This window comes from Vulcanisaeta sp. JCM 14467, from assembly GCF_001316245.1.
In the GTDB taxonomy this organism is placed as follows: domain Archaea; phylum Thermoproteota; class Thermoprotei; order Thermoproteales; family Thermocladiaceae; genus Vulcanisaeta.
Window position 1 is genome coordinate 67,764 of record NZ_BBDM01000009.1, and the last position, 26,400, is coordinate 94,163.

General features: G+C 48.6%; 39 protein-coding genes, 1 tRNA gene and 1 pseudogene. 16 read left to right on the forward strand and 25 right to left on the reverse strand.

The window, feature by feature from the left end:
- Positions 1 to 31: 31 nt before the first annotated feature.
- The 4 genes from JCM14467_RS17595 to JCM14467_RS09280 form a co-directional block, all read right to left on the reverse strand.
- Positions 32 to 130: transfer RNA gene (locus JCM14467_RS17595), tRNA-Ile, on the reverse strand.
- A gap of 63 nt (positions 131 to 193) precedes the next feature.
- Positions 194 to 367, reverse strand: a complete 174-nt coding sequence (locus tag JCM14467_RS17600; RefSeq protein WP_252901257.1) for a hypothetical protein — start codon at positions 365 to 367, stop codon at positions 194 to 196.
- A 284-nt stretch (positions 368 to 651) separates the two neighbouring features.
- Positions 652 to 1,602, reverse strand: coding sequence for a hypothetical protein (locus JCM14467_RS09275; RefSeq protein ID WP_054849909.1), 951 nt, complete (start codon positions 1,600 to 1,602; stop codon positions 652 to 654).
- Entirely contained in the window at positions 1,563 to 2,378 is an 816-nt protein-coding gene (locus tag JCM14467_RS09280; RefSeq protein ID WP_252901258.1) for a hypothetical protein, read from the reverse strand. Before JCM14467_RS09280 ends, JCM14467_RS09275 begins: the two co-directional genes overlap by 40 nt.
- Between JCM14467_RS09280 and JCM14467_RS17605 the strand changes: the two genes are divergently transcribed.
- The gene (locus JCM14467_RS17605; protein ID WP_252901259.1) at positions 2,379 to 2,615 is read left to right on the forward strand and encodes a hypothetical protein; all 237 of its coding nucleotides are present in this window, start codon (positions 2,379 to 2,381) and stop codon (positions 2,613 to 2,615) included.
- On the opposite strand, the gene JCM14467_RS09285 is transcribed toward JCM14467_RS17605, so the two are convergent.
- From JCM14467_RS09285 to JCM14467_RS09295, 3 genes are read right to left on the reverse strand one after another with little or no spacing between them, the layout of a single operon-like run.
- The gene (locus tag JCM14467_RS09285) at positions 2,578 to 3,168 is read right to left on the reverse strand and encodes a hypothetical protein (RefSeq protein WP_054849911.1); all 591 of its coding nucleotides are present in this window, start codon (positions 3,166 to 3,168) and stop codon (positions 2,578 to 2,580) included. The two genes, JCM14467_RS17605 and JCM14467_RS09285, sit on opposite strands and share 38 nt — an antisense overlap.
- Entirely contained in the window at positions 3,168 to 3,671 is a 504-nt protein-coding gene (locus JCM14467_RS17610; protein ID WP_252901260.1) for a hypothetical protein, read from the reverse strand. The genes JCM14467_RS09285 and JCM14467_RS17610 overlap by 1 nt, the downstream gene beginning before the upstream one ends.
- 17 nt (positions 3,672 to 3,688) lie before the next feature.
- Complete coding sequence (locus tag JCM14467_RS09295; protein WP_054849913.1) at positions 3,689 to 3,988, reverse strand: hypothetical protein; 300 nt, start codon at positions 3,986 to 3,988, stop codon at positions 3,689 to 3,691.
- 76 nt (positions 3,989 to 4,064) lie between these two features.
- Between JCM14467_RS09295 and JCM14467_RS09300 the strand changes: the two genes are divergently transcribed.
- The 4 genes from JCM14467_RS09300 to JCM14467_RS09315 are packed head-to-tail and all read left to right on the forward strand — an operon-like array spanning position 4,065 to position 6,518.
- Complete coding sequence (locus JCM14467_RS09300; protein WP_054849914.1) at positions 4,065 to 4,442, forward strand: hypothetical protein; 378 nt, start codon at positions 4,065 to 4,067, stop codon at positions 4,440 to 4,442.
- 45 nt (positions 4,443 to 4,487) lie between these two features.
- Positions 4,488 to 5,357 carry a hypothetical protein gene (locus JCM14467_RS09305; RefSeq protein ID WP_252901261.1) on the forward strand — a complete coding sequence of 290 codons (870 nt, stop codon included), beginning with the start codon at positions 4,488 to 4,490 and terminating at the stop codon, positions 5,355 to 5,357.
- Positions 5,318 to 6,046, forward strand: coding sequence for a hypothetical protein (locus tag JCM14467_RS09310; RefSeq protein ID WP_252901262.1), 729 nt, complete (start codon positions 5,318 to 5,320; stop codon positions 6,044 to 6,046). Before JCM14467_RS09305 ends, JCM14467_RS09310 begins: the two co-directional genes overlap by 40 nt.
- Entirely contained in the window at positions 6,036 to 6,518 is a 483-nt protein-coding gene (locus tag JCM14467_RS09315) for a hypothetical protein (protein ID WP_054849917.1), read from the forward strand. Before JCM14467_RS09310 ends, JCM14467_RS09315 begins: the two co-directional genes overlap by 11 nt.
- Positions 6,519 to 6,560: 42 nt before the next feature.
- Here JCM14467_RS09315 and JCM14467_RS09320 read toward each other — a convergent pair whose 3' ends face one another.
- From JCM14467_RS09320 to JCM14467_RS09340, 6 genes are all read right to left on the reverse strand, one after another.
- Positions 6,561 to 6,866, reverse strand: coding sequence for a hypothetical protein (locus JCM14467_RS09320; RefSeq protein WP_252901263.1), 306 nt, complete (start codon positions 6,864 to 6,866; stop codon positions 6,561 to 6,563).
- A 20-nt stretch (positions 6,867 to 6,886) separates the two neighbouring features.
- Positions 6,887 to 7,588, reverse strand: a complete 702-nt coding sequence (locus tag JCM14467_RS09325; protein ID WP_054849919.1) for a hypothetical protein — start codon at positions 7,586 to 7,588, stop codon at positions 6,887 to 6,889.
- A gap of 31 nt (positions 7,589 to 7,619) precedes the next feature.
- The gene (locus tag JCM14467_RS17615) at positions 7,620 to 7,853 is read right to left on the reverse strand and encodes a HepT-like ribonuclease domain-containing protein (protein ID WP_252901264.1); all 234 of its coding nucleotides are present in this window, start codon (positions 7,851 to 7,853) and stop codon (positions 7,620 to 7,622) included.
- A gap of 29 nt (positions 7,854 to 7,882) precedes the next feature.
- Positions 7,883 to 8,017 (reverse strand): hypothetical protein, encoded by a 135-nt coding sequence (locus JCM14467_RS19495; RefSeq protein ID WP_256359238.1) that lies wholly within the window; start codon positions 8,015 to 8,017, stop codon positions 7,883 to 7,885.
- Positions 8,005 to 8,379, reverse strand: coding sequence for a nucleotidyltransferase domain-containing protein (locus JCM14467_RS09335; RefSeq protein ID WP_054849920.1), 375 nt, complete (start codon positions 8,377 to 8,379; stop codon positions 8,005 to 8,007). The genes JCM14467_RS19495 and JCM14467_RS09335 overlap by 13 nt, the downstream gene beginning before the upstream one ends.
- 105 nt (positions 8,380 to 8,484) lie before the next feature.
- The gene (locus JCM14467_RS09340; protein ID WP_054849921.1) at positions 8,485 to 9,162 is read right to left on the reverse strand and encodes a TIGR00266 family protein; all 678 of its coding nucleotides are present in this window, start codon (positions 9,160 to 9,162) and stop codon (positions 8,485 to 8,487) included.
- 155 nt (positions 9,163 to 9,317) lie between these two features.
- On the opposite strand from JCM14467_RS09340, the gene JCM14467_RS09345 reads away from it, so the two are divergent.
- Both JCM14467_RS09345 and JCM14467_RS09350 read left to right on the forward strand, forming a co-directional pair.
- Positions 9,318 to 10,505, forward strand: coding sequence for a thermopsin family protease (locus tag JCM14467_RS09345; RefSeq protein WP_054849922.1), 1,188 nt, complete (start codon positions 9,318 to 9,320; stop codon positions 10,503 to 10,505).
- A gap of 40 nt (positions 10,506 to 10,545) precedes the next feature.
- Positions 10,546 to 10,905 carry a hypothetical protein gene (locus tag JCM14467_RS09350; RefSeq protein ID WP_252901265.1) on the forward strand — a complete coding sequence of 120 codons (360 nt, stop codon included), beginning with the start codon at positions 10,546 to 10,548 and terminating at the stop codon, positions 10,903 to 10,905.
- Here the strand turns inward: JCM14467_RS09350 and JCM14467_RS09355 are convergent.
- The 5 genes from JCM14467_RS09355 to JCM14467_RS09370 form a co-directional block, all read right to left on the reverse strand.
- Positions 10,902 to 11,237, reverse strand: coding sequence for a hypothetical protein (locus tag JCM14467_RS09355; protein ID WP_252901266.1), 336 nt, complete (start codon positions 11,235 to 11,237; stop codon positions 10,902 to 10,904). The genes JCM14467_RS09350 and JCM14467_RS09355 overlap by 4 nt on opposite strands.
- 208 nt (positions 11,238 to 11,445) lie before the next feature.
- Complete coding sequence (locus JCM14467_RS09360) at positions 11,446 to 12,093, reverse strand: TenA family transcriptional regulator (RefSeq protein WP_054849925.1); 648 nt, start codon at positions 12,091 to 12,093, stop codon at positions 11,446 to 11,448.
- A gap of 441 nt (positions 12,094 to 12,534) precedes the next feature.
- Positions 12,535 to 12,711 carry a hypothetical protein gene (locus JCM14467_RS17620; RefSeq protein ID WP_252901267.1) on the reverse strand — a complete coding sequence of 59 codons (177 nt, stop codon included), beginning with the start codon at positions 12,709 to 12,711 and terminating at the stop codon, positions 12,535 to 12,537.
- Positions 12,712 to 12,736: 25 nt separating this feature from the next.
- On the reverse strand, positions 12,737 to 13,102 hold the full coding sequence (locus JCM14467_RS09365) for a hypothetical protein (protein WP_054849926.1): 366 nt from the start codon (positions 13,100 to 13,102) through the stop codon (positions 12,737 to 12,739).
- Positions 13,103 to 13,210: 108 nt separating this feature from the next.
- Positions 13,211 to 13,504 (reverse strand): hypothetical protein, encoded by a 294-nt coding sequence (locus JCM14467_RS09370; RefSeq protein ID WP_054849957.1) that lies wholly within the window; start codon positions 13,502 to 13,504, stop codon positions 13,211 to 13,213.
- A 283-nt stretch (positions 13,505 to 13,787) separates the two neighbouring features.
- Between JCM14467_RS09370 and JCM14467_RS20470 the strand changes: the two genes are divergently transcribed.
- Positions 13,788 to 13,958 (forward strand): hypothetical protein, encoded by a 171-nt coding sequence (locus JCM14467_RS20470; protein ID WP_444823187.1) that lies wholly within the window; start codon positions 13,788 to 13,790, stop codon positions 13,956 to 13,958.
- The gene (locus tag JCM14467_RS09375) at positions 13,901 to 14,416 is read left to right on the forward strand and encodes a DUF3782 domain-containing protein (protein ID WP_444823188.1); all 516 of its coding nucleotides are present in this window, start codon (positions 13,901 to 13,903) and stop codon (positions 14,414 to 14,416) included. Before JCM14467_RS20470 ends, JCM14467_RS09375 begins: the two co-directional genes overlap by 58 nt.
- A 104-nt stretch (positions 14,417 to 14,520) precedes the next feature.
- Here JCM14467_RS09375 and JCM14467_RS09380 read toward each other — a convergent pair whose 3' ends face one another.
- From JCM14467_RS09380 to JCM14467_RS09390, 3 genes are all read right to left on the reverse strand, one after another.
- The gene (locus JCM14467_RS09380) at positions 14,521 to 15,156 is read right to left on the reverse strand and encodes a hypothetical protein (protein WP_054849927.1); all 636 of its coding nucleotides are present in this window, start codon (positions 15,154 to 15,156) and stop codon (positions 14,521 to 14,523) included.
- 471 nt (positions 15,157 to 15,627) lie between these two features.
- Complete coding sequence (locus JCM14467_RS09385) at positions 15,628 to 16,125, reverse strand: hypothetical protein (RefSeq protein ID WP_252901268.1); 498 nt, start codon at positions 16,123 to 16,125, stop codon at positions 15,628 to 15,630.
- Between the two features lie 42 nt (positions 16,126 to 16,167).
- On the reverse strand, positions 16,168 to 16,890 hold the full coding sequence (locus tag JCM14467_RS09390; RefSeq protein WP_054849928.1) for an ABC transporter ATP-binding protein: 723 nt from the start codon (positions 16,888 to 16,890) through the stop codon (positions 16,168 to 16,170).
- A 133-nt stretch (positions 16,891 to 17,023) separates the two neighbouring features.
- Between JCM14467_RS09390 and JCM14467_RS09395 the strand changes: the two genes are divergently transcribed.
- From JCM14467_RS09395 to JCM14467_RS17630, 3 genes are read left to right on the forward strand one after another with little or no spacing between them, the layout of a single operon-like run.
- Positions 17,024 to 18,661, forward strand: coding sequence for a COG1361 S-layer family protein (locus tag JCM14467_RS09395; RefSeq protein WP_054849929.1), 1,638 nt, complete (start codon positions 17,024 to 17,026; stop codon positions 18,659 to 18,661).
- A complete protein-coding gene (locus tag JCM14467_RS17625; protein ID WP_252901269.1) occupies positions 18,658 to 19,149 on the forward strand; it encodes an ABC transporter permease in 492 nt (163 codons plus the stop codon). Before JCM14467_RS09395 ends, JCM14467_RS17625 begins: the two co-directional genes overlap by 4 nt.
- Entirely contained in the window at positions 19,149 to 19,895 is a 747-nt protein-coding gene (locus JCM14467_RS17630; protein WP_252901270.1) for an ABC transporter permease, read from the forward strand. Before JCM14467_RS17625 ends, JCM14467_RS17630 begins: the two co-directional genes overlap by 1 nt.
- A 35-nt stretch (positions 19,896 to 19,930) precedes the next feature.
- Here JCM14467_RS17630 and JCM14467_RS09405 read toward each other — a convergent pair whose 3' ends face one another.
- Positions 19,931 to 21,022 carry an AAA family ATPase gene (locus tag JCM14467_RS09405; RefSeq protein ID WP_054849930.1) on the reverse strand — a complete coding sequence of 364 codons (1,092 nt, stop codon included), beginning with the start codon at positions 21,020 to 21,022 and terminating at the stop codon, positions 19,931 to 19,933.
- Between the two features lie 112 nt (positions 21,023 to 21,134).
- Positions 21,135 to 21,470 (reverse strand): AbrB/MazE/SpoVT family DNA-binding domain-containing protein, encoded by a 336-nt coding sequence (locus JCM14467_RS09410; RefSeq protein WP_054849931.1) that lies wholly within the window; start codon positions 21,468 to 21,470, stop codon positions 21,135 to 21,137.
- Positions 21,471 to 21,773: 303 nt separating this feature from the next.
- On the opposite strand from JCM14467_RS09410, the gene coaBC reads away from it, so the two are divergent.
- The 4 genes and pseudogenes from coaBC to JCM14467_RS09425 form a co-directional block, all read left to right on the forward strand.
- Positions 21,774 to 23,015 (forward strand): bifunctional phosphopantothenoylcysteine decarboxylase/phosphopantothenate--cysteine ligase CoaBC, encoded by a 1,242-nt coding sequence (gene coaBC, locus JCM14467_RS09415; RefSeq protein ID WP_054849932.1) that lies wholly within the window; start codon positions 21,774 to 21,776, stop codon positions 23,013 to 23,015.
- Between the two features lie 85 nt (positions 23,016 to 23,100).
- Complete coding sequence (locus tag JCM14467_RS09420) at positions 23,101 to 23,946, forward strand: MFS transporter (protein ID WP_054849933.1); 846 nt, start codon at positions 23,101 to 23,103, stop codon at positions 23,944 to 23,946.
- Complete coding sequence (locus tag JCM14467_RS17635) at positions 23,918 to 24,094, forward strand: MFS transporter (RefSeq protein WP_252901271.1); 177 nt, start codon at positions 23,918 to 23,920, stop codon at positions 24,092 to 24,094. Before JCM14467_RS09420 ends, JCM14467_RS17635 begins: the two co-directional genes overlap by 29 nt.
- A gap of 37 nt (positions 24,095 to 24,131) precedes the next feature.
- Positions 24,132 to 24,428, forward strand: a pseudogene (locus JCM14467_RS09425) (hypothetical protein); the annotation flags it as partial.
- A 25-nt stretch (positions 24,429 to 24,453) separates the two neighbouring features.
- Here the strand turns inward: JCM14467_RS09425 and JCM14467_RS09430 are convergent.
- Together JCM14467_RS09430 and JCM14467_RS09435 are read right to left on the reverse strand one after the other, a co-directional pair.
- Positions 24,454 to 25,512, reverse strand: coding sequence for an electron transfer flavoprotein subunit alpha/FixB family protein (locus tag JCM14467_RS09430; protein ID WP_054849935.1), 1,059 nt, complete (start codon positions 25,510 to 25,512; stop codon positions 24,454 to 24,456).
- Entirely contained in the window at positions 25,509 to 26,330 is an 822-nt protein-coding gene (locus JCM14467_RS09435; protein ID WP_054849936.1) for an electron transfer flavoprotein subunit beta/FixA family protein, read from the reverse strand. The genes JCM14467_RS09430 and JCM14467_RS09435 overlap by 4 nt, the downstream gene beginning before the upstream one ends.
- Positions 26,331 to 26,400: the final 70 nt, after the last annotated feature.

Below are 26,400 nucleotides of genomic sequence, written 5' to 3' on the forward strand. Positions count from 1 at the left end.
TTAAGCATTACCCAAACCATGAAGGAAGGATTGGTGGGCCCGCCGGGATTCGAACCCGGGACCTCCCGGTTATGAGCCATACGCGGGGCTTCCTGCCCCAGGGCGCTCTGACCTGGCTAAGCTACGGCCCTAGCAATAATGCCTACAACCAAGACCTTTTTAAGGTTTTCAGTACGTGCCCTAAATCACCCCATTAATTACAACTCAACCCAGCCCTTGCACCACCCGTATTCATTACCTCCAACTCAAATTTCAAGATCGCCATAATCTCCCACAGCCAATCAAGGGCTTCGTTGCACGGTACCTCACCCATCCTAGCCCTACCAATTATCATCAACGCCTCATCAATCAGTCTCGCCGTACTCATCACCGCGATTTAAAGTAAATTTAATTCTTCAACTTAATTACCCAGTTCCTGAAAAGTGAACATATTTCAACTTGTTATTTCAAATGAACAGTAATACTTATGCACCCCAAACACACTAACTAAGCAGTGATGACCCAATGCAGTACCGAACAATGACGAGACTGACCTGCCCTGATGAGTAACGTAATCAGATTAAAACCACCAATCAGCAAAGCCGCACTCATCAATATCGCTCAGTCACCTCCTCTCTCCTCACTAAGAAGCTTAATAAAAAGACCTCCCTTTTAAGCACTCATAACACCGCCTTGACGTAGGAGCTCCTTAATGAGCCACGCCTTAACAATGACACCCTCCCCACCTGCCTCCACAGTAACGTCAGCATAATCATCAACCTTAAGCACGTCACTGGGCTTAACCACGGTATTATTAACCACGAGCCTAACACCAACCAACGGACCATGCCTACCAACCAACTCCCCAACAAACTCCCTAACCACTAACTCCGTCGACTCAGCATCAATTAGACGAAGAACACCAAGCCTAGCACTGGCAACTGCCAAAGCCCTCAACGGATTGTCCAGGGACCTCCAGACCTCATCAACGGCAGAGACCAAGTAATCACTGACGCCCCTAACCACGGACCTAAGGGCAACGTAAAACGCAACCCTTGGACCAAGGTAATCCCTAAGCACGGTGTAGACACCCGCGGCCTGCCTAGCCTTAACACCAAGGTAACCCGCTAGGTCAGTGATCCCCTGGCGTAGCAGTGGTCTTATCACGGAGTACGGCCTAAGGACTATGACGGGCGATAGGGCGGTATTCACAACCCTCATCAGGGCATCCCTTAACTGCTCATTCCCCACGGCCATGACCCTCCTAGCAAGGTACTCCCTGGCCAGGGAAACACCGTAGAGTGCGGGTAGGGTATATGGAGCAGCCGAGACCTCGGGCAGGTGCCTCAAGGCCCAGTAACCAGCCCTAAGCGCATGCCTAACGTACCTACGCCTAGAAAGCTCGAGGAGCCTCCTAACCGTGTAATACCTCCTCACCAAGCCCTCCCGCCTAACTAACCTCCTAATGGTTGTTGAAACCAGTGGGCTCGCCATAGACGCAACATCACCATAGGTAATGCGCGGCTTAACCCTGAGGACGCCCATTATCCTCGACCAATACCTAAACCTAGGCGCCAGAGCCACTAGACCGACCAGGCCGAGGAAAAGCGCCGAGTAGTACACGGCATTAACAAGGAGGCTAGGAAGGCGCCCAGGTTGAGTGGGTTCGACTCAACATTTTTAATCACCATCAATGAGTCATTAAGCCAGGCCACGTAAGTGCCACTCCACAGGGCGTAGTAATTGAGGTTGTAGGGTTCGATGCCTATCACCAGGACATTAATCCTCGTGGAGTTACAGGTACCACGGCACGTGAGCGATGCCGTCAACCTAATGGCCCTAAGCCCGTTAATGGCCGCCGAGTAATTACCCACACCACCACACGCCTCACGAATAATCGAGAGCACCGCATCAACAACCTGCGGTGGAGCCCCAGGGCCCTGGTAAGTGACTGATGGGTTAATGAGGAGCTCCAAGTCGCGACAGAACAACTCATGGTTAAGGACTAAGCCCTCAACCCAGGACCTGGACACAAGGTTCGGCGGCTCACCCTCGGTGATGGAGTAACTAATCGAGCAATTACCCCCAGCAGGTCCCTGGGGCATTAACCTAACCTGAGCCGCGTAGGCAGTCACGGTTAGGTCCCCACTGCATGGAGTGGTCACGTTTATGACAGCATAGCCAGGCCCGGTGTTAATTTTGACGCCGCCCTCACCAACCCACGTGTAGTTGAAGAGACCGACCAGGGAATCCCCATTGAACACAGCGACCATTGGCAACCCAATGACCACGGGACCACTTAAATACGGGCTCGGCGTGATCAGGGCATTGGCGCTAAACCTAAGGAACAACGCCACCACACAATCAACCCTATACATCAACAACCCAACCCTAAGCACGTGCATCGGGAGGGCAATGATACCGGCACCGTTGGGCAAGCTACAGTCTCATTATACGGAAACCCAAAACCCTCGACGCAAAGCACGGCGGTACCTGCTACCCAACTCATCAACAACCTCAACCCTGACGAAACCAAGCTCATTGGTACCGCTGGCAGGTTATTAACCACGTTAATCAATGGCGGTGGATGCGAGGAATTCACGGCGGCGGGTAGCGCAAGGCCAAGGACCAGGTAAACGGCGGCCAGAACCACCGCAGCGTTCCTAACCCTGGGCAGTACGAGGAGGAAGGCGATATAGGGCATGAAGGCCCAAGCACCCCGCCAATCAACAGGGCGTACCTAATGAACCACAGGGCCGCAATGGCTGCGGAGAAGAACCTGACCAGGTAATCAATGACCAACGAGACCAGGTGCTCAAGAACCTCAACGACAACCTCGATAGCCAGGATAAACCCAGAGCCAGCGACCACGTAATTAACCACATCAGCAATAGGCAAACCAACATTAACCACAATCGAGATAGCCTCATCAGCAAGGCCCAACGCACTTATCAAGCCATTGTAACTACGTATCAACCCATCAACGGTGCTCAACGCCACAGCAGTCGAGTAAAGGCTATTAGACACCAAACCGAAGAAGTTCGTAACAAGGGCGAGGGCAAGCGCGAACCAGGCAAGGTCCTCAACCTCAACCCTAAACTCGCCGTTCCTAACCAAGGTGTAGAGAAACCTAACGAGCAGTAAGCCCGCCATAGCCGTAACCACGAGGACAAGGCCGAGCATAACCATCACGACAGTGCGGACCTAATGGCGTAAATCACGGCGAAGAGAAGGGCGTAAAGAATCAAAACAATAGTCTCCGCTTGAGCAACATAAACAGCGAGCCTATTGTAAGCGTTAAGCACATCACCAAAACCATTGATGCTCAAACCAATGTTCTGACACCAGGTCGTCTCAAAATTGTGCGGATTAATAATGTAGGAAATACCCCTATCACTAATCATGGCCGTGTAAAACGGCTGGGAAGCAATAATGGCAGCACCACCAACCACAACCACATAAAGCCCCAGGCCAACCGCAATAAGCAACGAACCAACACCCCTAAGCCTAGACACAGAAAGACCAAGACCAATAGCAATCAAGAACGACGACAAGCCCGGCAACCACTGAGCCAGGTAAATCATGGGAACAACATCCTCAGTCGACTCGAGAATCAAGGTCGCATTCTCCGTCTGAATACTACGAACATCACACCAGGGATACGTCAGAGGACAACTGCAGGTGTTCCACACGAGCCATGCCCTGAACCTTATGGCGTTCCATGCGTAGTCGTAGATCGTCCTGTAGACTGTGGCTGGTTTATGGTTAGCGAGCCGATTAGTACCTTGTTGATTATGGCTATGGCCAGTATGACGCCTCCGACTATGGCTAAGTAGTTTATGACCTCGTCGATGAACTCCCATATTTCATTTGGCCTACCCATTAGGTATAGGGTTATGGCTGTTATGCCGATTATTGTTAGGGCGGCTGCGGCTATGTAGGCTATGCCCGTGGATAGCATTAGATTGAGTATTTGGGATACGGTAACCATCCACTGAGCGCTCGACATAAGCCATTAACCAGTGAACCCCTTTAAAAGCAGTAAAGTAGTAATGCTTTAATGCCCGGTGTAGGTAATTGGTTATATGTCGAGGGGCTTCACGGTGGGTGGTGTCGTGGTTTTGGCCCTGCTCATAGTCGCGTCCTCGCTCATCATTTACCTACTCGGTGATTACCTGTACGCTGTGTATAGGTTGTCGGTGGTGGCTGGTGGGATAAATGCTAGGTTGGTTCAGTTGTCTAGGTCTTGTGTTGCTTACTTGGTTAATGGTTCGCTTTACTTCCCGTATGGTGCCTACGTGGAGTACTCAGTGCCGAGTGTCGTGGAGCCCGGCTACTACCACGTCATAAATCTGACGGGTGTTAATGGTGAGGCCCTGATTTTCCTTAGTGGTTGTACGATTGTTGTTAGGTCCAGTGGTAATGCCACGGGCTTTGAGGTGGTTGGTTATGGCTCTGGCTGACCTGGTTCTCGAGGGTTTGACGTTGGCCTGGTCATTGCACTAGGTTTGGTATTAATTGGTGGTCTTGCTTACCTGACGGTGACTGTGACCAGCGTTAACAATGCTAGGCTTGCCTACGCCGGGCTCTACGTATACTTGCCGCAGCCATTCTACGTTAATGGGACCCTATACGTGCCCATGCTAAACATTGGCTATTACAGGGCTTTGGTTAAGTATGTGTACGTTAGGTCTGTGGATGGCTCGGTGCATGTTTATGCGCCAGGCCTGGTGCTTGGTCTTGGTCAGTATTACGTGTATAGGCTTAGCCCTGGCTATGAACCAGTGGCAGTGACCGTCGTTGCGTCGCCGGTGGGTTACCCGGGCGTTGTTAGGGAGTTTAGTGCCAACGTGACTGGGGTGTCCGCCGTGCCCGTGGTGACCCTTAGTGGGCCAGGCACTGGCGGTGGCTTGATCGAGGTCATAGTTAATGACCCATATGGTGCCGGTTGGCAGATCCAGTGGAGTTATGCTGGACAGACATACTCAATGGGTCAATCCCAGTCCTACACCTGGTACATAAACCCACCCTACGCCCCAATACAGATTATCTTCACGGCAAAGATAACCCAGAACCCAAGCGCTAATGGTATTAATTACACGTGCAGTATCACGCCGAGCCAAGTCAGTAATAGTTACGGCCCAGGCTCCGTGGTGACATTCAATGTTCAGTGCAGTGCTGAGTACTACGTGGTTGTGCAACTCTACGCGCCATGCCACAACGCCAATTACTGGGTCACTGCGTGGACAGACACCCAAAGCGTGAGCGTTAATGGTTACCAAGGCTCGGGAACTACACCCTGTACTACACGACGACTAACCCACAGGGCATTGGGCAGGTGGCATTCCAGGCATGTGAGAGTCCCCCAGCCTTCATAGAGGGAAAGCTAGCCATCTATAATTTATCGGCGCCAGGGAACCCAATGATTGAGGAGACGAATAATTGGTCAAGCCCACTCCCACTCACCTGGTGCACCCCGATCCTAACCATAGACACGGCGCCCGGCATTACCTACGCAGGGGTCTTTGGCACATACGGAGGCTGCGCAGTCCCAGGCCCATTCGGCGGTGGCGGCAATAACGGCGGTAATAATAGCAATCAAATAAGCGTTTCAGTGAGTGACTCCTACGGAGCGGGCTGGAGCGTGACGTGGAGCGGCGGTGCAAGCGGTGGCAAGACTGGCTCAGGCTCAACGACGTGGAACATAACCGCGAGCAGTACCGTGAACTTCAACGCTAAAATAACCAGCAACCCAGCAAACTACACATGCACCATAAACCCAACAAGCACAAGCGCCAACCCAGGAGACTCAGTGACCTTCACCGTGACATGTACAAGTACTAACACCACCCAACCACCGCCGAGTGGGCCGTACTGCATAGTCACGCCACAAGCAAGTGACAATGTGGGTGGTGCCTCGGGCATTAAAGATAGCCCAGGCACCACGCAGTACCTGAGCCCAGGTCAGTCACAGACCTTCTACTGGTGGATACAGTACAACCCAGTCACCTACGACGGAACTGAGTACTACCTCAATAACATGGAGGTCTCACTCAATGGCAGGTAGTCGCGAACCAACAAACATCAAGCATAGACTACACATTCACCTGCCCAGGCACACTAACCAGCAACCAGACATACACCCTAACAGGCACTGCGAATTACATGCCAGGTACCTAAAGTACGAGGGCGGAAACACAATAAGCGCCCAGAACGGGACACTGGGGCAAATAGCCAGCGGCTCCTTCAGTTGGAGCGACCCAATATTCCTGGGTGGGTCATGGTCAATAAGCTACAGCCAATATGGCACTAGCCTGAAGGTAAGCGTCACACTCAACGACCAATACTCAGAGACCGGCCAGGCAACACCACTAAGCGAGTCACAAACATTAGCCATCAGCAACCCACCCGGCTACTTATGCAGTATATACAGCGTCTCGGCAACAAGCGGCTCAATAAGTAGTGGGCAGGCAAGCAACTGGATGCCACCAGTCACAGTAACAATAACATGCACACCAATAGGAAATGGTGGTAAGTGATTAAATCATGTTTAAATTTATACCTTAAAATCAAAACAACCCCTAACTAATTGTTACATTAATAGGCATCACCCTATAGTTCCAGACCCACCAGGCGTAGGTCTCTACATACGGTGTCCATGATGAATTCCACGTCGTGCCATAATGCATGTATGTGTCCACGGCACCCAGGTAGCCTGCGAATGGCACTGTTATGCCAAGTGCCGCCTGTGGGTTGGGTGCGTAGATTATGTCCAGCTTAAACGGGACTATGATGCTTAGACTTGCGTAGACAATCCTTACATAGCCGTAGTAAGTACTATTAAGCGCCAGGGTTGCGTTGCCCAGGTTACCAGCAATTATCGTCACCGTTCCATTACCATTCAGCACTAATTCTCTAGCAGTGGCCCGTAGCCTGGCGTGTCGCCGAATATGAATACCGTGTAGCCCGGGAATGGGTAGTTCAGGGTGTAGTTGCTCACGAATGAGTAGCCAATGCCCCCAAGGCTTGCTCGTTGTATTGTACCATTGACGAGTAGGTTAATGTTAATGCCCCAGCCACGCTCGTACTCCACACCATACGGCGTGGTCCAATTAGCCGCACAACCGGCACCGCACATAGTTAGCTCCAGCTCGTTGGCTATTGAGTCAGGCACTACCCACACGGCTATGAACCAGCCAGTCCCATTGGGTAGTACAACAACCCTGCCCCAGACCCAGCCAGTGCCCAGGATATAACCCGTCACGTTCCACCAAAGACTCATTACTGATTGATTGCTTGGTGAGACCACGAAGGTTGTTTGGTTCACTGGCACCGGCACGTACTTAATGACTGTCCTATTTATGTACACGGGCACGGTCTGGTTCACATACTCGACAATGGTCCTATTCACGTAAACCGTGTGGTTCACCGGCACTGCAATGTAGACAACCCTCTCCTGCACCAAACCGAGTTTAGCGGTTATGAATTGGAGTGGCTTCACGTATGGGCTGGCGATGATTATGGCCAGTAGTGCCATGGCGACTACACCCACCACTATTAACGCCTTCTCCCCACCCGATGCGTAGTACCACCAGTCGTTTAGTTCCATGTGCGTTGGTTGTTTGTTTTGCTTATTAGTTTTATGGGTCGTTAATCCTGCTGGCTATTTTCCTGGCTATTTCCGTGACCCTCCTGTACTCCCTATTCGTTATTATCCTCCTGGTTATTTCCAGATCCACGACCGCGTATTGGTGAATTACCACGTTCCTGAAGGCGACCACTGATCTGTAGAGTTTCGGTTCCTCATGATTTATCACGCCCAGTATGGCTAGTTTCTCGCCGGCGTCAACGTAGCCACTGACCTCCATGCCCATTAGCGCTGCCGCCCTCTGTGCTGGGTCGATTAGGCTGGGCCTGCGTCTGGAGTAGGTGCATGGCTGAGTAGCGCCTTAACGTCAATTAACTCATCAGGCGAGTACCTATCGAGTAGCGCCTCCCTCTCCTCAATTATCCTGAGTAGCCTCCTTATAATGGCCATGGCGGCTCGCCCAGGCCTAGGTGCTTGGCGCTTATGAGGAAGTCCACGCATGGGTTTTGTAGCCTGAACCTAATGTCTAGGTACTTCCCCACGTCCCTTATATATACTGGTTTGTGCCTTAGTATCTCAATCAGTAGTTGGCATGGTAGTCTGTAATTGAGTGATATTAGGTCTACTGCATCCTCATGAACCCCGAGGAATTTTGCCAGGGCCATCAGTAGGTCTGGGTATTGATCAAGGTTGTTGAACCAGGCCGCTATGTCCCAGTCGCCCTTAATGATCTTACCGCCTGCCCTCGAACCGAAGAGTATTGCGAATTCTATGTCGAATTCCTGCCAGGGGAATTCGCTTAGGTTACGCATTTCCTTAAATAATGATTATGTGATTGGGTTAATTAATTTACGGGTCGTTAATACCATTAAATTTGAGGGTTCTTTTCACGGTTTTGATAAAGTGTTTTGACGATTTTAGGACGACCTAGCGACCTGGGCGAGCTCCGGCATTAGGCCCATTATCATCTGCTGCCTACTCAAGGTCCTAAGCCAAACCCTGCCAGGCCCCTCAATGTGCGCGAACCACAGGCCTTCCTCCCCGAACAACATGGTCCTTAAGCCACCAACACGCCTAATGCCCACGCGCATTCCCTCGTCAAAGGCGAGTACATGCCCCGCCTCGGCATCAATGCTCTCGCCAGGCCCTAGCTCCATCATTACTGCGTCGCCAATGGCGTGGAGGAACACCCTGCCTGTGCCGTGCAACCTAGCCATTAGTAGTCCCTCACCTCCGAGCCAACCGAAGCCTAGGCCCACGAGCTTAACGTCATAGTCGACAGTGGGCTCCATGGCGAGGAATGCCCTGTGCTCAACCATTATTCCACTGCCCGTTAGGTCTATTTCCACGATCTTACCAGGCGCGAAGCCGGCGATGTCCACCGCGCCTGGACCCTCTAGTTCCAGTACGAAGAAGCTGGCGCCAGTGAGCGCCCTCTTTAGGCCCGCGAGTAATCCACCGCCTGTTGTTGCCTTGATGTTAACGCTTGATGACTTCCACACAAGGTGCCCGCCCTCTGCGTATATCTTCTCGCCGGGGCCTAGTTCCACGTATAGGTGTTGTATGTCGTTGCCCATTATCTTGAATTCCGGCATAGTTTTCCTAAAAGTTCCAGGGTTTTATAAAATACGCTTAATTTACAGATGTGAAATTGAATAAATTTTGAGTGAAGTACATTGCTTGGTTTATGATCATGGTGCTTCATACGCTGTGAGTTATGTTTTTATTCCTCGCTGAATGTTCGTGTGTGATGAGGTTTTGGGGTGCGTTATTGGTTATTGTTGCTGCCCTGGCTGCGTTGTTCGTAGTGGTTAATCCCGGCATTAATCACGTAATTGGGTCCCTAATTTGGCGGGTCGTTAATTACGTGGTGACTAATGCTACGAATGGGTCAATACCGGTTGTGGGTTCGGTGGGTGGTCTGTGCACTTCTTGGGGTCTTGTTAATGTTAGCTTAGCCAATGGGGAGTCGCTGTTTATTGAGGTTTTTAATGGTTCGTATGTTTACCTACTCACTAATTCCCAATTGCGTTCGTGGGGTGGTGGTCCCGGTGCGCCAGGTAATTATACCTGGTTTAGTTCTGTGCCTGGGATTTACGTGGTTAGTCCTGGCCCTGGGGTTTATGGTTTGTTGGTTTGTGGTAGTACTAACATTGTTTATAGGGTGCTTAATTACACGGCAATGGGCGTGGCTGCGTACTACGGTCCTGGCTACGGCAATATAACGACTAGTGCCGTCCTCGGCTTCTTCAACATAACCAGGGCCTACATTGGGAATTCAACGGGCGCCGCAGCGCCAGGCTTCTCGCTTCAGTTGAATGCCTACGTGGTTGTTAGGTATGGCAGTGGTTACGTGGTTCATTGGGTTCAGGACGCGCTTGTTGTGATGGGTGGGCAGTATTGGTTTCAGGGTGAGATGGACGTGACTAACTACATCGGCTCATCGAGGAACTTCCTCTATGAGGGTGGTAGGTGCGTGCTTGGTTGTTTTGAGACTCCCATGGCTGGCCTCCTAATTATTGCCGTGAATTCCACTGGCTATGGCGTGGTCATTAACTTTGGCTATGCCCTGCTTCAGTTGGGTAATGAGACCTTTAGGCCGAGGATTGATTGGTTCGCCCGTGAGTTGATACCGATACCCAACGCCACGGCTTATATCGTGACCAGCCCTGTTGAGGGTCCGTATGGCTGGCCCATGGATACGGAGTTCGTGATTGGTGGCCCGGGTAATGGTGGTGGTGTTGAGTTTAGGGACCTAAATGCTTACCTGTCATTGCTTTATTGGAATGGTACTTCATGGACCCCATACCCAATAACCTACACCTTTGGTGTGTCCACTGGCGAGTACGCGGTTGATGTCCGCGTGCTGCCCATTGGACCATCAACGGCTGAGTTGGTTGTTGGTCATAATGATTACCAGGAGTTGAGTGGTCAATAACCACTGCGTTTATTAATGCATGCATTCTTGGTATATATGTATGGTTGACGAGGATATTGAGAGGTTCAGGAGGAATCCTGAACTGCTCATTGAGGCTTTGAATGACTTGCTCACCACGAATCCTGAGGCATTGGTTAGGGCGTTGATGAATAGGCCTGAGATATTGACTAGGCTGATGGCGTTGATTGCGTCGTTGCCTTTGATAATGCCGGCAATGCTCCTTCGAATACTGGCGGCCCTCGTAATACCGCTTGGGCATTATGGTGATTTGGATGCGTTGAGGGCTAGGATTAGTGAGGTTGAGAGGAGACTTGATGAGATTGAGGGTAGAATGGTTAGTAGGGAGGACCTGGAGTCTTTGATTAGGGATTTGCTTAGTAAGTATGGTGTTAAGGGTTAGAGGCCCCTGTGGATCACGCTGTGTGTTGACACTGAATGTACGTAATTAACCAACCTGCTCAACTCCTCAACCTCTGTGTTAATCATGTCAGTGCTGCATTTAGTCCCTGAAAGGCATTTGGTCAGTAGCTCCCTTAAACCATTACTAACCACTTCACTTGGTATGAAGTCGTAGGCAACCTGACTCAGGTACTCTGGATCCCTAACCCTGATTCCCTTAACAGCTAGGAAAGCCTTTATGGCATTGTCATAGACCAGTAGGCTTAATTTCACGATATTACTTAGGATCGCCGCATCACCAGTCCGCTTGTAATTGCCCACCAGGTCTATCACTGTTTCTAGGTCTCTCCGTGCGTTGTTATCAGGGTTATTGGGTCTGAGTCCACGTATTATAACACTTAATCCAATTTTTAAGGCTTAGGCTATAGAACATCTTTTTCTATAGTTTCTTGGGGCTAGTATTGCTTGGTCTGGGGCTGATTATATAAACAATAAAGGGTTTAGTGATGGTATAAATATTTTAATTTGATTAAGGTCAAGATTAATGCACGCTATAGATGGCGTCCCAAAAGGCCTTCTCATAATTCTGTATGATGAACGCCATGTTCTTAGCCCTGGCAATTGATTGTTCATTAATGCCCCTGATCACCTCAAGGGCCTTGTTCTCTAGTTCCGTGAATGGTCCCTTGAAGGCTTCGAAGAATCCTACCTCCTTAATGCCGTACTTGCTACGTAGTGCATTGCCGAGCCTGACCACGTTTTGTCCCCACACGGGCATGTTTACTATTATTGCCAGGGCGAATTCCTTAATGTCGGCGTAGTTGGTTAGCCAGGCTAGGTAGTGCGTGTATTGGACTGCTTCCGGTATTATCTCGAGCATTAGTGGGTCCTTGGTCTCAATGCCTAGTTCCCTCATTAGTTTCATTAGTTCGTGGAGGGCGTTGTAGTCTCCGTCTAGGAGCATTTTCGTGAACTCGAGCTCGGTGATGTTCCTGGTCCTGCTTAGGACTATGGCTAGTGACCTTAGGTCGTGGTTCACTATGTACCATTGATTCATGGTGAAGGCCCTTACGGTACTCATGGGTAGTCTTCCCTCCTCCGCGTCTTTAATTAGTGGGTGGTTGAGTATGGCTTCGTTGAGTGGTTCTAGGGCTTTCCTAGTGCTTTCGAGTATTTCCCTGGGCTCCACGGCTTTAATTAAATTGGTTTAATTTAAAAACGTAGTATGTTCTTCGCATGTGGGTATTAGTGCGTTGGTGGTTAAATGAGTAACGTATAGGTTTTTCGTGTTTGGGGCATTGGCTAATGTATTGTAGTTGATTCACTGTTTCGTTGGTGCCTTTATGGTTGTTTTAAGTCCAAGTCCTCGGTATTAAGATTACGTAGTAAGCATTGCACGAGTAACTTAGTGAGTGCTCCTTGCTGGATTAACCGGTCTAAATAGGCATATTCTTTCATGACCCATGAGCATAACCTAAATGAGTATGCTCCTAACCTCTTTTCATGATTAAAAATTGGATTAAGCATTATTATGGTTCCATGGCTTACTGGCTATGATCCTCAATGGCGACTTAATAACGCTTCATAATGAGCCACCGTGAAAAACTGCACACTCAACATCAAGGTCTTCTCATCCCTGGCATGGTTGGCTCTGTTGTCCTTGTTGTCCCTCCTGGCTTTGCTTCTTCCTGTTTGGTCCGATTATGCCGGCTATTAAATGCCCCTCGGCTATCCAGGTGAAGAAGAGTAGCTTATAGGCGTAGTCCAGGAGCTCCTCCCTACCCGTCTCGCGGAACTCCTTAATCATGTGATCCGCAATCTCCCTAAGCGTCCTAACGTCGTCCCAGGTATACTCCTCGTAGCTTAACCGTTATTAGGTACCTAAGCTTCTCCTCATCCTCCTTCGTGTAATACTTAGTCCTGGCGATGGGGACCATAGATAGGTAGCCCCTAAGTGCCGTGGCCTCAGACTGGGTAATTACGCTCTTGATGGCCAGGACGTCGATCAGTGTATTACTGAAACCAACCATGGAGCGTGAAAGCTCGTAAATGTTGACCTTAATCTCCGTAAGGTCTCTCTCAACATTATTAATCCTATCCTCAAGCCTATTCAGCCTATCCCATAGTAATGCTGTTAATGGTCCAACCACAGCAGCCACACTGCCTAGCATGCTCAGTATTGTCGCTACGTCAACCATTAACTGTCAATAAGTTATTAATGAAGCTAATTAATAAGCCTTAATTGCTGTTTTTCCCAAGGGATGAGGTTTCGTTCCTAATTAATTTACTTTTAAGGCGAGGGTTTCTCACTGCTGTTGCTGCTGGGCCTTTTGCTGCTCCTGCTTTGTCTCCTCCTCAAGCTTCTTCAACTCGGCCTCGATCTCCTTCTCAATCTCCTCAATGGGCTTTGGTGGTGGTGTTGTGGCTAGTGCGTAGCCTACCCAGGCGAGTATTCCGAAGACCACGATTATTATTAGCGTGTCGGTTATCTGGAGCACCAGTGTTGTGTATGGTGTGAAGAAGGTTAGGTATATGTAGGCCAGTATGATTACTATTGATATCACAAGCAGCCCAATGCCGACTGCCTTATCCCTATTCATTAAGCCTGACATGGATAGATACTTAATAAGCATTACGTCATCGGGTCATTATGTCATGAAGACTCTTAACGCATTAATAATGCATGCCGTGATTAAATAAATAATTAGGGAGTGAGTATGGATTGTTCATTGACGATGTTCTGCTAATTATTGCGGTACTTACGCGAAACGCTCGATGGCGAGCTTGAGGTAAATGGGTTGGCGCCCTTACGGTAATTAGGGCCAGTGGGTTGAGGTAGTTATTTTGCGAAAACCATATTAATACGCCACGGTAGGTTTAAGCGTGGACTCAATAGACCTTAGGCAGCTTGAGGAGGTTGTTGAGAGGGCTGTGAAGAGGGCTATTGAGGAGGCGCGGAGTGAAGATATGAGGCTATGGCAGACGCCATCAAGGCCTTGGCGGATTACGTTAGGGTTAGCTTTCAAGAGTTTAGTAAGGGGTTTGAGGAGGTGAATAGGAGACTTGAGGCTCATGAGAGGTTGCTTGAGGAGTTAACTAGGTCTGTTGGTGAGCTTAAGGTTGCCATGGGCTCGCTGGGTAGGAGGTGGGGTCGTGACCTGGAGAGGACTGTTCTCGAGCTTTATAGGCATGCGCTTGAGGAGAGGGGTATTGAGCCTGGTAAGGTTGAGAGGTTTGTGTATACGGACGTTGATGGTAGGTATTACAGGCCTGGCGCTAGGCTTGAGATTGGCGTCTACATACATGATAATAAGACTTATCTAATCGAGGTTAAGTCCCATGCTGAGCTTGAGGATGTTGAGTGGTTGTTTGATAAGGCTAGGATTGTCGAGAGGATCCTCAGTAGGAGGGCTGATAGGGTCTTGATGGTTGCCGTAAACATTGATAAGGATGCCCTTGAGAGGGCTAGGCAGTTGGGCATTGACGTGATTTACGGCTCAGTAATAGAGTGATTTCCCTGGGATTAGCATTATCATTGATCATGCCGAAATTGACTAACTTAGAGGTTTATGTTTCATCAATTAATTATTTGTATGGTACCATAGTCACTATCAACTCACCAGGCCAATACCGACATTAATAGCCAGAAGATGGCTGTGGCCGTTAGTGTTGGCAATAATACCTTGGTCGCGCTCACCCTATGAATTCTAGCGAATGCGTAGGCTAGAAGTAGTGAGCCCGTGAGCATGGTCGCTAACCCAACCATAAGTAGTGGTGCCTCGCTTAAAGCGGTTCTATGCGTAACCGTGATTCCCGCTATGTGGTTTACAGCCGTTAAACCCACATTCACTAGGTATGTACTCAAGACATTACTGAGTAAGGGTGTCGTGGCGATGATGACGGTATAAACCACATATGCGTAGAGGTAATTCCCGCTCAGCAGCCAAGTATCGATAAACCTGGCTCTAACCTTAAGGGCACCTAACAATGCCCAAAGCACCATGGCCTCAATCAACCAGCCAAGTGCTAAGCCAGTAATGGCGTTTATAGACGTTGTCGCCGTTATGAAGAAGGCAATACTAGAAACAACAGCTTGACTAATTGATAAATCCTTACTGCCTAACCCACTTTGATTAATATGCGCTGGGATCATTGTTGGCACGAGGATCCTGGTTATGAATACATAGGCTATTACAGCTGCCGTGATGAAGCCGGCAATGCCGGTGATTCTTAACAGAATCCTAGTGTTCACGGCATGAATCTACTAAAATAATCTTAAAAGTATTACTGGAATTCCTAGGATGAATTGTGGTGTGATGACGAGGGTTTACGCAATTTAAGTGTGGGGCCTTAATGGTCTGGGGAAATTGATGATCATCTAAACTAAGGCGCAATTAAAGGGTTTAAAATGCTCAATGATCGTCACTTGCTGTCTTAAGCTCCTGTTTGGTGCTCAATGTTTAATAAGGTTAAGGTATTGCGTGAATTTGAATAGAAGAGCTAATGAGGCTCATTTAACCACGAACCCCATCTTCTATTACACTACTCATGTCGATTGCCTATGCGTAGGTCGTTACGTGAATGATTGTTAAACTAATTTTATCCCCTTACCCTGCGTCTTACTAGGCCACCGTCGATATTAGCCAGAAGATGATCAGGGCTATCAGTGTTGGTATCAATGTTCTTTTCATGCTGGTCTCATAGACCCTGGCGAATATGTAGGCTAGGAGTAATGAGCCAGTATTACAAATGCTAGACTAATCGTAAGAATTACTGGGTCGCCCATGATGGATTTATGGGTGACCGCAGCACTTACTATGGAATTCACCATATAGTTAAATAGGGGTGTTGCCGCTATGACCGCAGTTTGAATTATGGCTAGGTATTGGTAATTCCCACTGAGTAGCCATGTGTCTATGAAACTTGCACTAACCTTAAAGGCCCTTAGTAATGCCCAGAGCACCGCAGATTCTATGAGCCAACCAATGAATGGGCCGACGATCACGCCTATGAGCATGAACGTGGTTGCTAATGACACTATATTCGAAATGGTGCTTTGATTAACCGAGATTCCCTCACTACTTAATTGTGTCTCAAGTTGGTGAGTTAGTATTGGGGTTATTACCGGCATTATGATGTAGGCCATAAGTATGTAATTCGTTATAACAGCCGCAACGAAGCCTATGATGCCAGTAAGCCTTAGTAAACCCCTGATATTCATTGCTCTGAACTATAGGCTTAGTTTAAATGCCTTTCTAAGGGCTTAGGCAATGGTTAACTCCCTAATTAGGCCATCAAGGCCCTCGCGGGTCTGTGGCACGTCATACGTCCTCGTTATCACACCATCGCTTATCCTGGACACCCTGTGGCAATTACCTATTAACTCGAGGTTGTGTGTCACCATAACGATGGTCATGCCGAGCTCCCTATTCAACCTCCTGAATATGTCCATTATCACGGCCGCGGTCTTACTATCCAGGTTACCCGTCGGCTCATCAGCAAGCAACAACTTTGGCCTAGCCACAATGGCCCTAGCAATGGCGACCCTCTGCTGCTCACCACCACTGAGCTCGTTGGGCCTCCTCCTCGCCTTATTCCTGAGTCCAACCATTTCAAGGGCCTCGAGGGCGAGCTTACGCCTCTGACCTGGGTCGACACCCCTGGCTATTAGTGGTAGTTCCACGTTCTCTAGCACGGTCATCCTAGGTATTAGGTAGTATAGTTGGAATACGAAGCCCACAAACTCATTCCTATACCTATCAAGCTCGGCATTACCAAGCCTATGAAGCTCATATGGCCCAACCCTCAGGTAACCCCTACTAACCCTGTCCAGCCCACCAATTAGGCTTAGTAGTGTTGTCTTGCCACTACCGCTAGGCCCAACAATGCATCTAAACTCGCCCTCGTTAATCTCCAGGTTTACTCCCCGAAGTGCTGGGTAATCACCGTAGTACTTCCACACGTCCCTAGCTTCGATGAACGACACGGTAGACTCTCACGCATGCTCTTTTAAAATACATACTCTCTTACTCTCTGAATGTTCATATTTGTGGGTTTTAGTTATGGCATTTCCTATAAAGAGAGTATGTTTTATAAAGGTGCCCGTGACTTCAAGCTCGATGTCGAAAATGATAACTAATAAATATGCATTAATTACAACAAGTGCACTACTCATACTACTAATATTGATGCCTATTGCACATGCGCAACAGTACTCAAACACAGCACCACCATTCTCAATAGTCAGCATTTCATCAACACCCTCACCAACAATTACCGGAGTTTCTAAGGTATCAATAACCTTAATATATACGGGAGGGAATTACCTATACAACACCCAATTCTCCCTGACATCCTGCAGCGGCACTGTCGTCTCGCAGAACCCAGTCTTCATAGGCTGGTTAAACCCTGGGCAGGAGGTCACGGTAACTTACTTAATAAACGCCACACTGCCCATCAATTGCCAATCCACACTAACAATAAGTTGGGGCGCCCAGTATGAGCGATCACCAACAGCCCAGATTACCACGTACATACAAGTCGCCGGGTCAGGCTCAATGAACATAAACTTCCCACTGGTCATCTACGGCTCACCAATAATAACAGCAAGCACTAGTAACCAATACCTCGTTAGCAACCTGGTCAACCCGGTTAGGCTTGTGATCAGCAATGATGGTAGTGGACCGATTTACGACTTACAGGCCAACATAGGCATCACGAGTGCGACACTGGCTGCAGGCTCAAGCACATTAATCATTGGGACACTGAGTCCAGGCAGTAATTACACAACCACACTATACATACTACCAACAGGTAGCAGTCCCGTATCAATAACCATAACATACACGGGCATCGACCAGGGCGGTAACACCGTAAGCAGTAACATACCGATAAGCCTGGGCGTGGTCACAGTATCATCGAGCCAAGTCATTGTGTACCCAGTAAATTCCTCACTGGGTATTGGTCCCGGTGCGTTGGTCATCGGTATTAGGAATGTTAACCCAGTGCCCATCTACAACGTGACCCTGGTCATAACGTCAACCAATGGATTAAGCCTAACAAGCAATACAACCTACGACATTACGGAGGTGTCGCCGGGATCCACGTACTACGTCTACATACCAATTGCGGTGCCCATAACCTCATCCACGGCATCACTAACCTACTCACTGACCTATCAATATGCCGGGGGTTATCCAGGGGGTGTCCAGGGTACGATGACACTATCCGTGCTTAACGAACCATCAATATTAGTCACTGGTTATCAAGTCGCACCGACACCGCTAATGATTGATGAGACTGGCTCCGTGTCCCTGAACTTCGTTAATACGGGGCCCGTACCTGCCTATAATCTGAACATAACTGCAATACCGGGTCCAGGTATTACGATGGTCAGCCAATCAAGCACCTACATGGGCACGATAAACTCCCAGCAATTAAGCGCCGTGGCCTTCAGCTTCACTGTTACGAGGACCATGAATACCACGATAACCTTCCAAATACAATACACGGACCAATTTGGGCAGCAGCACGTGCAGTACTACACTGTACCAATAACCGTGGTCAGGAATGCCACGTTGTTCATTCAGTCGGGGTCTCAGTACGGTCAACAGGGAATTAATTATGGGTATTACTACTATGGTTATCACAGATTCGGTTACTTCACGTATGTGATAGTGGCATTGGCGGTTGTAGCCGTAGTCATAATAATAGTTGTGGTGCTACTCCTACGTAGGAGGCACGGTGGCGCATCATGAGGGTCACTGACTATTTCAAACTTGCATGGAGTGCAGCTTGGGAACGTAGGGGTAGGACTATAGGTGCCATTGTTGGTATAGTAATAGCCATAGTGGCCCTCGGCCTTGCCATAGGCCTTGGTCAGGGCTATAAAATGTTAACAACAAGCTTCTTCGAGAGGGTTTTCGGGACAAATACTGTGTTCCTATTCCCAGGGCAGAACTCCCAGTTGACGATTACCGATGTTTACGAGGTCATGAACATACCCCACGTGGTCAACGCAATACCCATACTATCCACGGTAGCCAGGGTGAACATTAATGGGCATGAGGTCACAGCCACTATAATAGGGGCTACGGAGCAGGAAATAATGCAGCTCTATGGAGTTACCTCACTGAGTAACGCCATACTGGCTGGCGCACCCGTACTCACGCCGGGTCTGGCCCTGGTTGGTTATGACGTGGCCTTCACAAACACTGGGCAGCAGATTGCCTACCCTGGCAGGTAATGGTGATAACCACGCCAGGCGGTTCAGAGCTCACGTACACCATAGGCGCCATAATGCAACAAAGTGGTATTGGTGTCATTGGTTTAAATCCAAATAATGCCATATTCATTGATGAGAACACATTCCTCTCACAATTCGACCCGTCGGGCACCGTCAACGGTATAATAGTCTATGTGGATTCACCAAACAATATTAATTATGTTACCAATGAGTTGAAGGCTTTGTTCCCAATGGACCAGGTATTAAACCTGTCAACACTACTCTCAAGCATTAATCAATTCTTCACAGTGCTTGAGCTCTTCCTAGCCTTCATAGCCGGTATAAGCTTTGTAATAATTGGTATTTGGATGTTTGACACAATGATGATAAACGTACTGCAGAGGACTAGGGAGTTCGGAATAATGAGGGCTGTGGGCTTCAGCGGCAGGTCAATACCACTACTCCTCATTATTGAGGCGGCAATAATAGCGATTATAGGCTCCGTAATTGGTACAGCACTACTAATGGCAATCACCAGCATCTTCCCAAGCCCATCCTCCTTCATGGGCACGGCATCCAGAGGACCTGGTGCGGCGGCTAGGGCTGCCGCTGCCTCATCTCCCTCAATCATGCTACCCATAGCCCTCACACCCCTTGACATTGCCGCAATATTCATACTGCCCATAGCCATAAACATAATTGCGGCGTTAGTACCCGCGATCAGGGCCATGAGAATACCACCAGCACAAACACTGCGTTACGAGTAAGCGTGGCGATCATAGGCATTGCCTTTGTTTAAAATTCATAGTTTAAGAACAGCCCTCCTAAGTATTGGGTCAGCAATTACATACTCATCATTAACCATCTCCACAATTCCATGGTCAATCAACTCCCTAAGCAATACATAGAGCGCCTTATCATTAATGACCCTCCCCTCGGCAACCTCGAGCGCGGCTTTAAGCTCTCTCCAACCCCTCCTAACGAATAATTCCCTAAGCAGGACCTTATACCTAGGACTCCTATTCATTAGGAAGTTCCTAAGCTCACTGAGCGCCAATGCGGTTGCAGACTCGAGAACCTCATCGAGTGAGTGCTTACCCTCAACCACGTACTGGTGACCGACATAGGTCAACCAACCAATGATACCGTCAAGCTCATTCACAACCCTAATCAGGAAGTCATCACTGGGCTTAACTCCATACTGCTCAAAGCCCCTCCTGAGGAAGTCCAGGGACTCATCAGGGCTGAGCCTCCTGGTATTCATGAAGTAAATATACCTACCAAACAATGGAGCCTCGGGATCCTTAACACGGAGAAACCTATCCAACAAACCAATCTCAGAACCCGACAGAAGGAACTTTACGTACCTCAGGTTATCATAGGCATACGCAAGGAGCATGTTGAAGTTAATCCAGGTGATTTTGCTCAACTCCTGGGCCTCATCAATCGCGATGACCACGGCCTTCCCCAACTCGGCGCCAAGGTCATTAATCGCATCAAGCAGCTCACCAATGCTTAACCTGCGGGACTCATTGAGCCTAATCTCCACGTGTATTGGTGATACTCCAATCCTAACCCACTTGATCCTAGATAGGGCTTCCCTAACTCTATCAATGATGGGCCTATTCCTGCCGAGGAAATCCTCAAGCCCACGCCTAATTAATTCAACAACGTCGGACCGCCTAGGCCTACCGCTGAACCTTGGGTCCAGGTAAATGAATGGGTAGCCAGCCTCATTAAGTGCGACCCTCATAAGTGAAGTCTTACCAGTCCTCCTGAGACCTCTAATAGCAATTATTTTCTCGTTAGTAATACCATTAATTAGGCTTCTCAACTCAGTCTCGAAGTTGTAAAGATCCTCTCTTCTGCTCTTGGGTTCAAGATCGAAGAGCATGTACCAGTTACTTACCCTATGGGCAAGTTATTAATCTAATGGGAATTAAGTGATAAATTAATAAAGGAGGGGAAGTTAATGACTTTGTCTTTAATTTTTCGAGGTCATATGCTTAATTTTTTGTTGATGATATCTGTCTCGGCGTTATCATGAGTATTATCACTTCATCAAGCGGCTTAATGCCGAATTTCTCCCTGACCTCCTTCGGTATTGTGAACTGCCTACTAGCCGTATGCTTGGTCTTTAGGAGCTTAACATTGTTGATCTGGATTTTATACCCATTATATTCAATGATTACATCCACGTATTTAACCTTATCAAGTCCTAACGATCTAACGAGATTTGCCGGCACCAATACCTGGTTATTTATATACACCTTTATCGTATACGGCAATTCACCTATCGGCAAACCTTTCCTACCAACCTTAATCTCCTCTGTGAACGTCATCACGTGTTACGACTCAATGATCTTTTAAAGGTTTTTTTGTAAAACTGAATTGTGAAACCCACGTGAAACTCACGCAGGGGTACCTAGCCGTATCCTGATTTATTATTGAAACTTAATTAGTGATTGAAAATAGATCAAAGGACATCACATCATGATAAGGTCCCCTTACATGTTCATTATATGCCATAGACTTAAAAATCGGTTTGTTAGTTACATAATTGATGATGAGGCGGTTGGGTCATGAGTAAATGATTGAAATCGCATGGCCTGAACAACTTAATAACCCGTGATACCTCAGTAATTGTGCCCTTTAGGGAGGATATCGAATTAATCAGGGGCTCGAGGAGCAATCTATTGCGTGGCAAGAGGATTGTGCTCGCCCTAACGGGTGGCATCTCAATCTATAGGGTTCCAGACATCGCCAGGGAGTTGATTAGGCATGGGGCTGACATAATCACGTTCATGAGCAAGGAGGCAAGCAAATTGCTTGGCCCAAGGATTATGGAGTGGGCCACGGGTAATCCCGTCTACGTGGAGTTGAGTGGTTATGCCGAGCACGTCAATATCTGCACCACGGCTAATGCCGTAGTTGTAATACCGGCCACAGCAAACACGATCAGTAAGGTGGCTAATGGCATTGGTGATACATCCGTGACCCTATGCGCAATGACGACGTTGGGTGCAGGGGTGCCATTACTATTCGTACCAGCAATGAATGAGTCTATGTGGAGGAACCCAATCATTAAGTCCAACATTGATAAACTACGTGGTCTGGGGGTCCGCTTTGTGGAGCCCGTGATTGAGGAGGGTAAGGCGAAGTTAGCGCCTAATCAGGAGGTTGTTGACTCGGTAATTGACCTACTATCACCTAGGGACATGGGTGGCTTATCCGTACTCATAACCTCGGGCCCAACTCACGAGTACATTGACGCCACCAAGTACATAACAACACCAAGCAGTGGATTAACGGGCTACTACTTCGCCAGGGAGGCCATGGCGAGGGGCGCCAGGGTGACGCTCATTGAAGGACCAGTGAGCATTAGCGACCCACCCGGTGTCGAGGTTTACAAGGTCAAGAGTGTCCTTGAGATGTACGAAATAGCCATTAAGCTTGTTAGTAAGCGTCACTACGACTTGGCGGTGCTCACGGCGGCACCGCTTGATTTCTACGTTAAGGATAGGGTAAGCGGCAAATTAAGTAGTGACTTGGACAAGGTGGTTGTTGAGTTACTGCAGGCGCCGAAAATAGCCAGGGACTTAAAGAAGTTCTCGCCAGGCACATTCCTAATAGCCTACAAGGCAGAGGTTGGGATTACCGAGGAGGAGTTGATTGCCAAGACACTGAAGAGGGCTTCTGAAGGTGACTGGGACCTGGCCCTGGCACACCTGGTTGGTGAGGGTAAGGGATTTGGCACCGAGAAGGATGAGGTTATTATTTTGGGTAAGGGTGGGGTCATTAAGAGGGTAGGCCCGTTACATAAACGTGAGTTAGCAAGGGAAGTTCTTAGCCTGTACTTATCCATGGCAGGACATGTTAAGGGTTGAGATACTAAATAGCCATATATACTATTAAGTAATATAAGTAATATTAGGTAATACTTTAAATAATTCCCTAACGTAATAAATCGCCATGAGTAACCCAACAGTTCCTGAACACGTTAGAAGGAGGGGCTTAATGCTCGCGTCAATATCAACCTTCCTAGCATGGGCACTTGAGTATTACGACTTCCTAATCTACTTCTCACTAATACCATACATAAGTGAGTTGTTCTTCCCAAAGTCAAACCCATTGGCAGCACTACTATACACGCTGTTGGTCTTCGCTGTTGGCTACTTCGCAAGGCCTCTCGGCGCAATATTCTTCGGGCACCTTGGGGATAAGTATGGTAGGAGGAATGCCCTGCTCGGTGATGCAATCACGATGGCGGTGGCGACCATAGCCATTGCGCTACTACCGACATACTCACAAATAGGTATTTGGGCACCAACCCTACTCACCATATTCAGATTCATCCAGGGATTTGGCTATGGCGGGGAGGCTGGCGGCGGTGTTGTGTGGGCCCTTGAGTTTGCCTCGCCGAGGTGGCGCGGCCTTGTTAATGGCGTGCTTAATTCAAGCATGTTAGTCGCAACCCTACTCGCAACTGGCCTACTACTCCTCGTCCGCGCTTACTACCCAATAGACACGGTTGGCTGGAGAATACTATTCCTGAGTGGCGCCGTCGTTGTCATTATCGGCTTAATTATAAGGTTCGCAGCCCCCGAATCAATACTATGGGAGAGGAAGAAGGAGGAGGGCAGGATAGTTAAGGTGCCACTGGCAACAGCCATCAGGAGGTACTGGTTCAGCCTCATACTAGTCATCCTGATAAACCCTGGGCCTAACCTTCGTGTTCTACGCAGGTTACGGCTTCGTAACAACATTCACAAAATTACTATCAAGTTACATGCCAGAGCTCCAGAAGGCATTCGTTAAGCTAACATACCTACCACTCATGCTCGGTAGCATTGGCGGCATAATAGGCAATACGTTTGGAGGTTACCTAACCGACCTCTTCGGTAGGAGGAGGATGCTAATCATCCCAACGGCAATACTCCTAATCACCATATACCACTCTACCTAGCCCTAACAGCACTCTCAATACCAATAATGGCCCTGTCACTAGCCTCATGTACTTCATATTCACCCTAAGCGCCACAGTACAAACCGCATACTTCTCGGAAATATTCCCAACGGAGGTCAGGTGGAGTGGCATTGGCTTCGGCTGGAACCTAAACGCAGCCATAGGATCGCTAGCCCCAACCTTTGCATTACTGCTATACACCAACCTAAAGAGCGCCATGAACCCGATAAGTGCCGCCGCCCTGGCACCATCCATCGTTGTCATGATAGGTGCAGCAATGACAATAATAGGCGCCTCAATAGGCCCCGAAACAGTTAGGAAGCAGCTTGAGTAATTAATTTAATTTTTAATTCAAATTTTTATTTCTTATAATTCCTTAGTAATTCTATTAGTTCCTTCACAACATCCCTATAATCGCCAACAATCCCATAATCAGCATACTGGAATATGGGCGCATTCGGATCACTATTTATCGCCACAATAACTTTAGACTCCTTCATACCAAATACATGCTGTATGGCCCCGCTTACGCCAACGCCTATGTAGAGTGTGGGTCTTATGGTTTTGCCTGTTTGGCCGACTTGCCTGTCGGCTGGTAGCCAACCTGCGTCTACGACTTTCTTAGTGCCGCCTATTGTACCGCCTAACAATCTGGCTAATTCGGTAAGTAGTTTAACACCGTCCGCGCTACCGACGCCGCGCCCAGCCACGACAACTATGTCCGCCTTCTCAACTGGTGGTAATTCCTCGCCCTTAACCACGGGCCTAACCTCGATGAGTCCTTGTCCATTTATGTTGGGTATTGAGTCTATGGTTTCGGCGATGATCTCACCCTTCCTGCTGGTGTCCCTGGGTGGTGTTGGGAATACATTAGGCCTAACGCTGGCTAATTGCGGTCTCCTGGTTGGTGTCCTTATGTGGGCAAGTATGTTACCACCATACGTGGGTCTCACCTGATCTAGGTCCCTGGTCTTCGGATCCACGTCCAGCTCCGTGCAGTCAGCCGTGATTCCAGTCCTCAATGAGTTGGCTACGTACGGCGCCAATTCCCTACCCCTCTTGGTTGCTGCGAAGAGTATTATCTCGGGCTTGTACTTATTGGCTAATTGAACAATGACGTTAGCGTATATGTGCGGCACGTACTTGGCCAGGGCTGGGTGGTCAACATATATGACCCTGTCAGCGCCATAGTAGATGGGCTCCTTAACGACATCGCCGAGGTTGCTGCCGAGCATTATTGCCGTCACGTCAGTGTTTATCTTACTTGCCAACTCCCTGGCCTTACCAATGAGTTGTAGGCTACCGTCCTTAATAACACCATTCACATACTCAACATACACCCAAATACCCTTATGCTCATTCTTATTCACTGGATTCCACTCACTACAGATCTTTTGCTGGGCCTGAGCCGCACTCATGGCCTAATCACCCCCTCCTTAGTCAGGTTATCAAGTAACCATTTTGCTGCCTCCTTTGGATCTCCCTTGAATATTTGCTTCTTCCTCTCTATAGGCTTAGCATCCTCAATCTTAGCAACAATCGTTGGTGAACCCCTAAGTCCAATGCACTCCCTCTCCAGCTTCAACGTGTTATTATCAACAACCTTCACTAAACCGTTCAATTTAGCCTCAACCTTCCTAACCAGGCTTATATCCCTCGGCGGATTACTATTCTTATAAACACTAATGATTATTGGCATCTTGTACTCATACGTTTCATAAACACCCTCATCCTCAAGGTACCTAGTAACCACGATGAGCCTATCCTCAAGCTTAACCTCAGCATCAACGGCATAATAGACAAAGGGCAGGCTGAGCCAGGAAGCGACCTGCGCCGGCATGTGGGCCGTGGTCGAGTCCGTGGTCTCCTCACCAAACACGATCAAGTCGAAGTTAGGGAATAACCTTTGTATGCTCCTGGCCACCGTGTACGAGGTAGCCAGCGTGTCGGCACCCGCGAAGGCCCTATCAGTGATTAGGTATGCCTCGTCAGCACCCATACCGATTGTCGACTCGAGGAAGTCCTTACCACTTGGTGGGGCCATGGAGAGGGTTATCACCTTACCACCATACCTGTCCTTAAGCCTTAGGGCGAATTCGAGGGCGTTTCTATCATATGGGTTAAGCATTAGTGGTACACCCTCGCGAACAAGGTTGTGGGTCACGGGGTCCAGCCTAACAGCAGTTACGTTAGGCACTGCCGCCTTCACTGGAACGATTATCGTTAATCCACTCATCAACAGGTGGGATATACATTTGACTTAAATTTATTTCTGAACTTTGACATATATAGCATTATATAGCCGA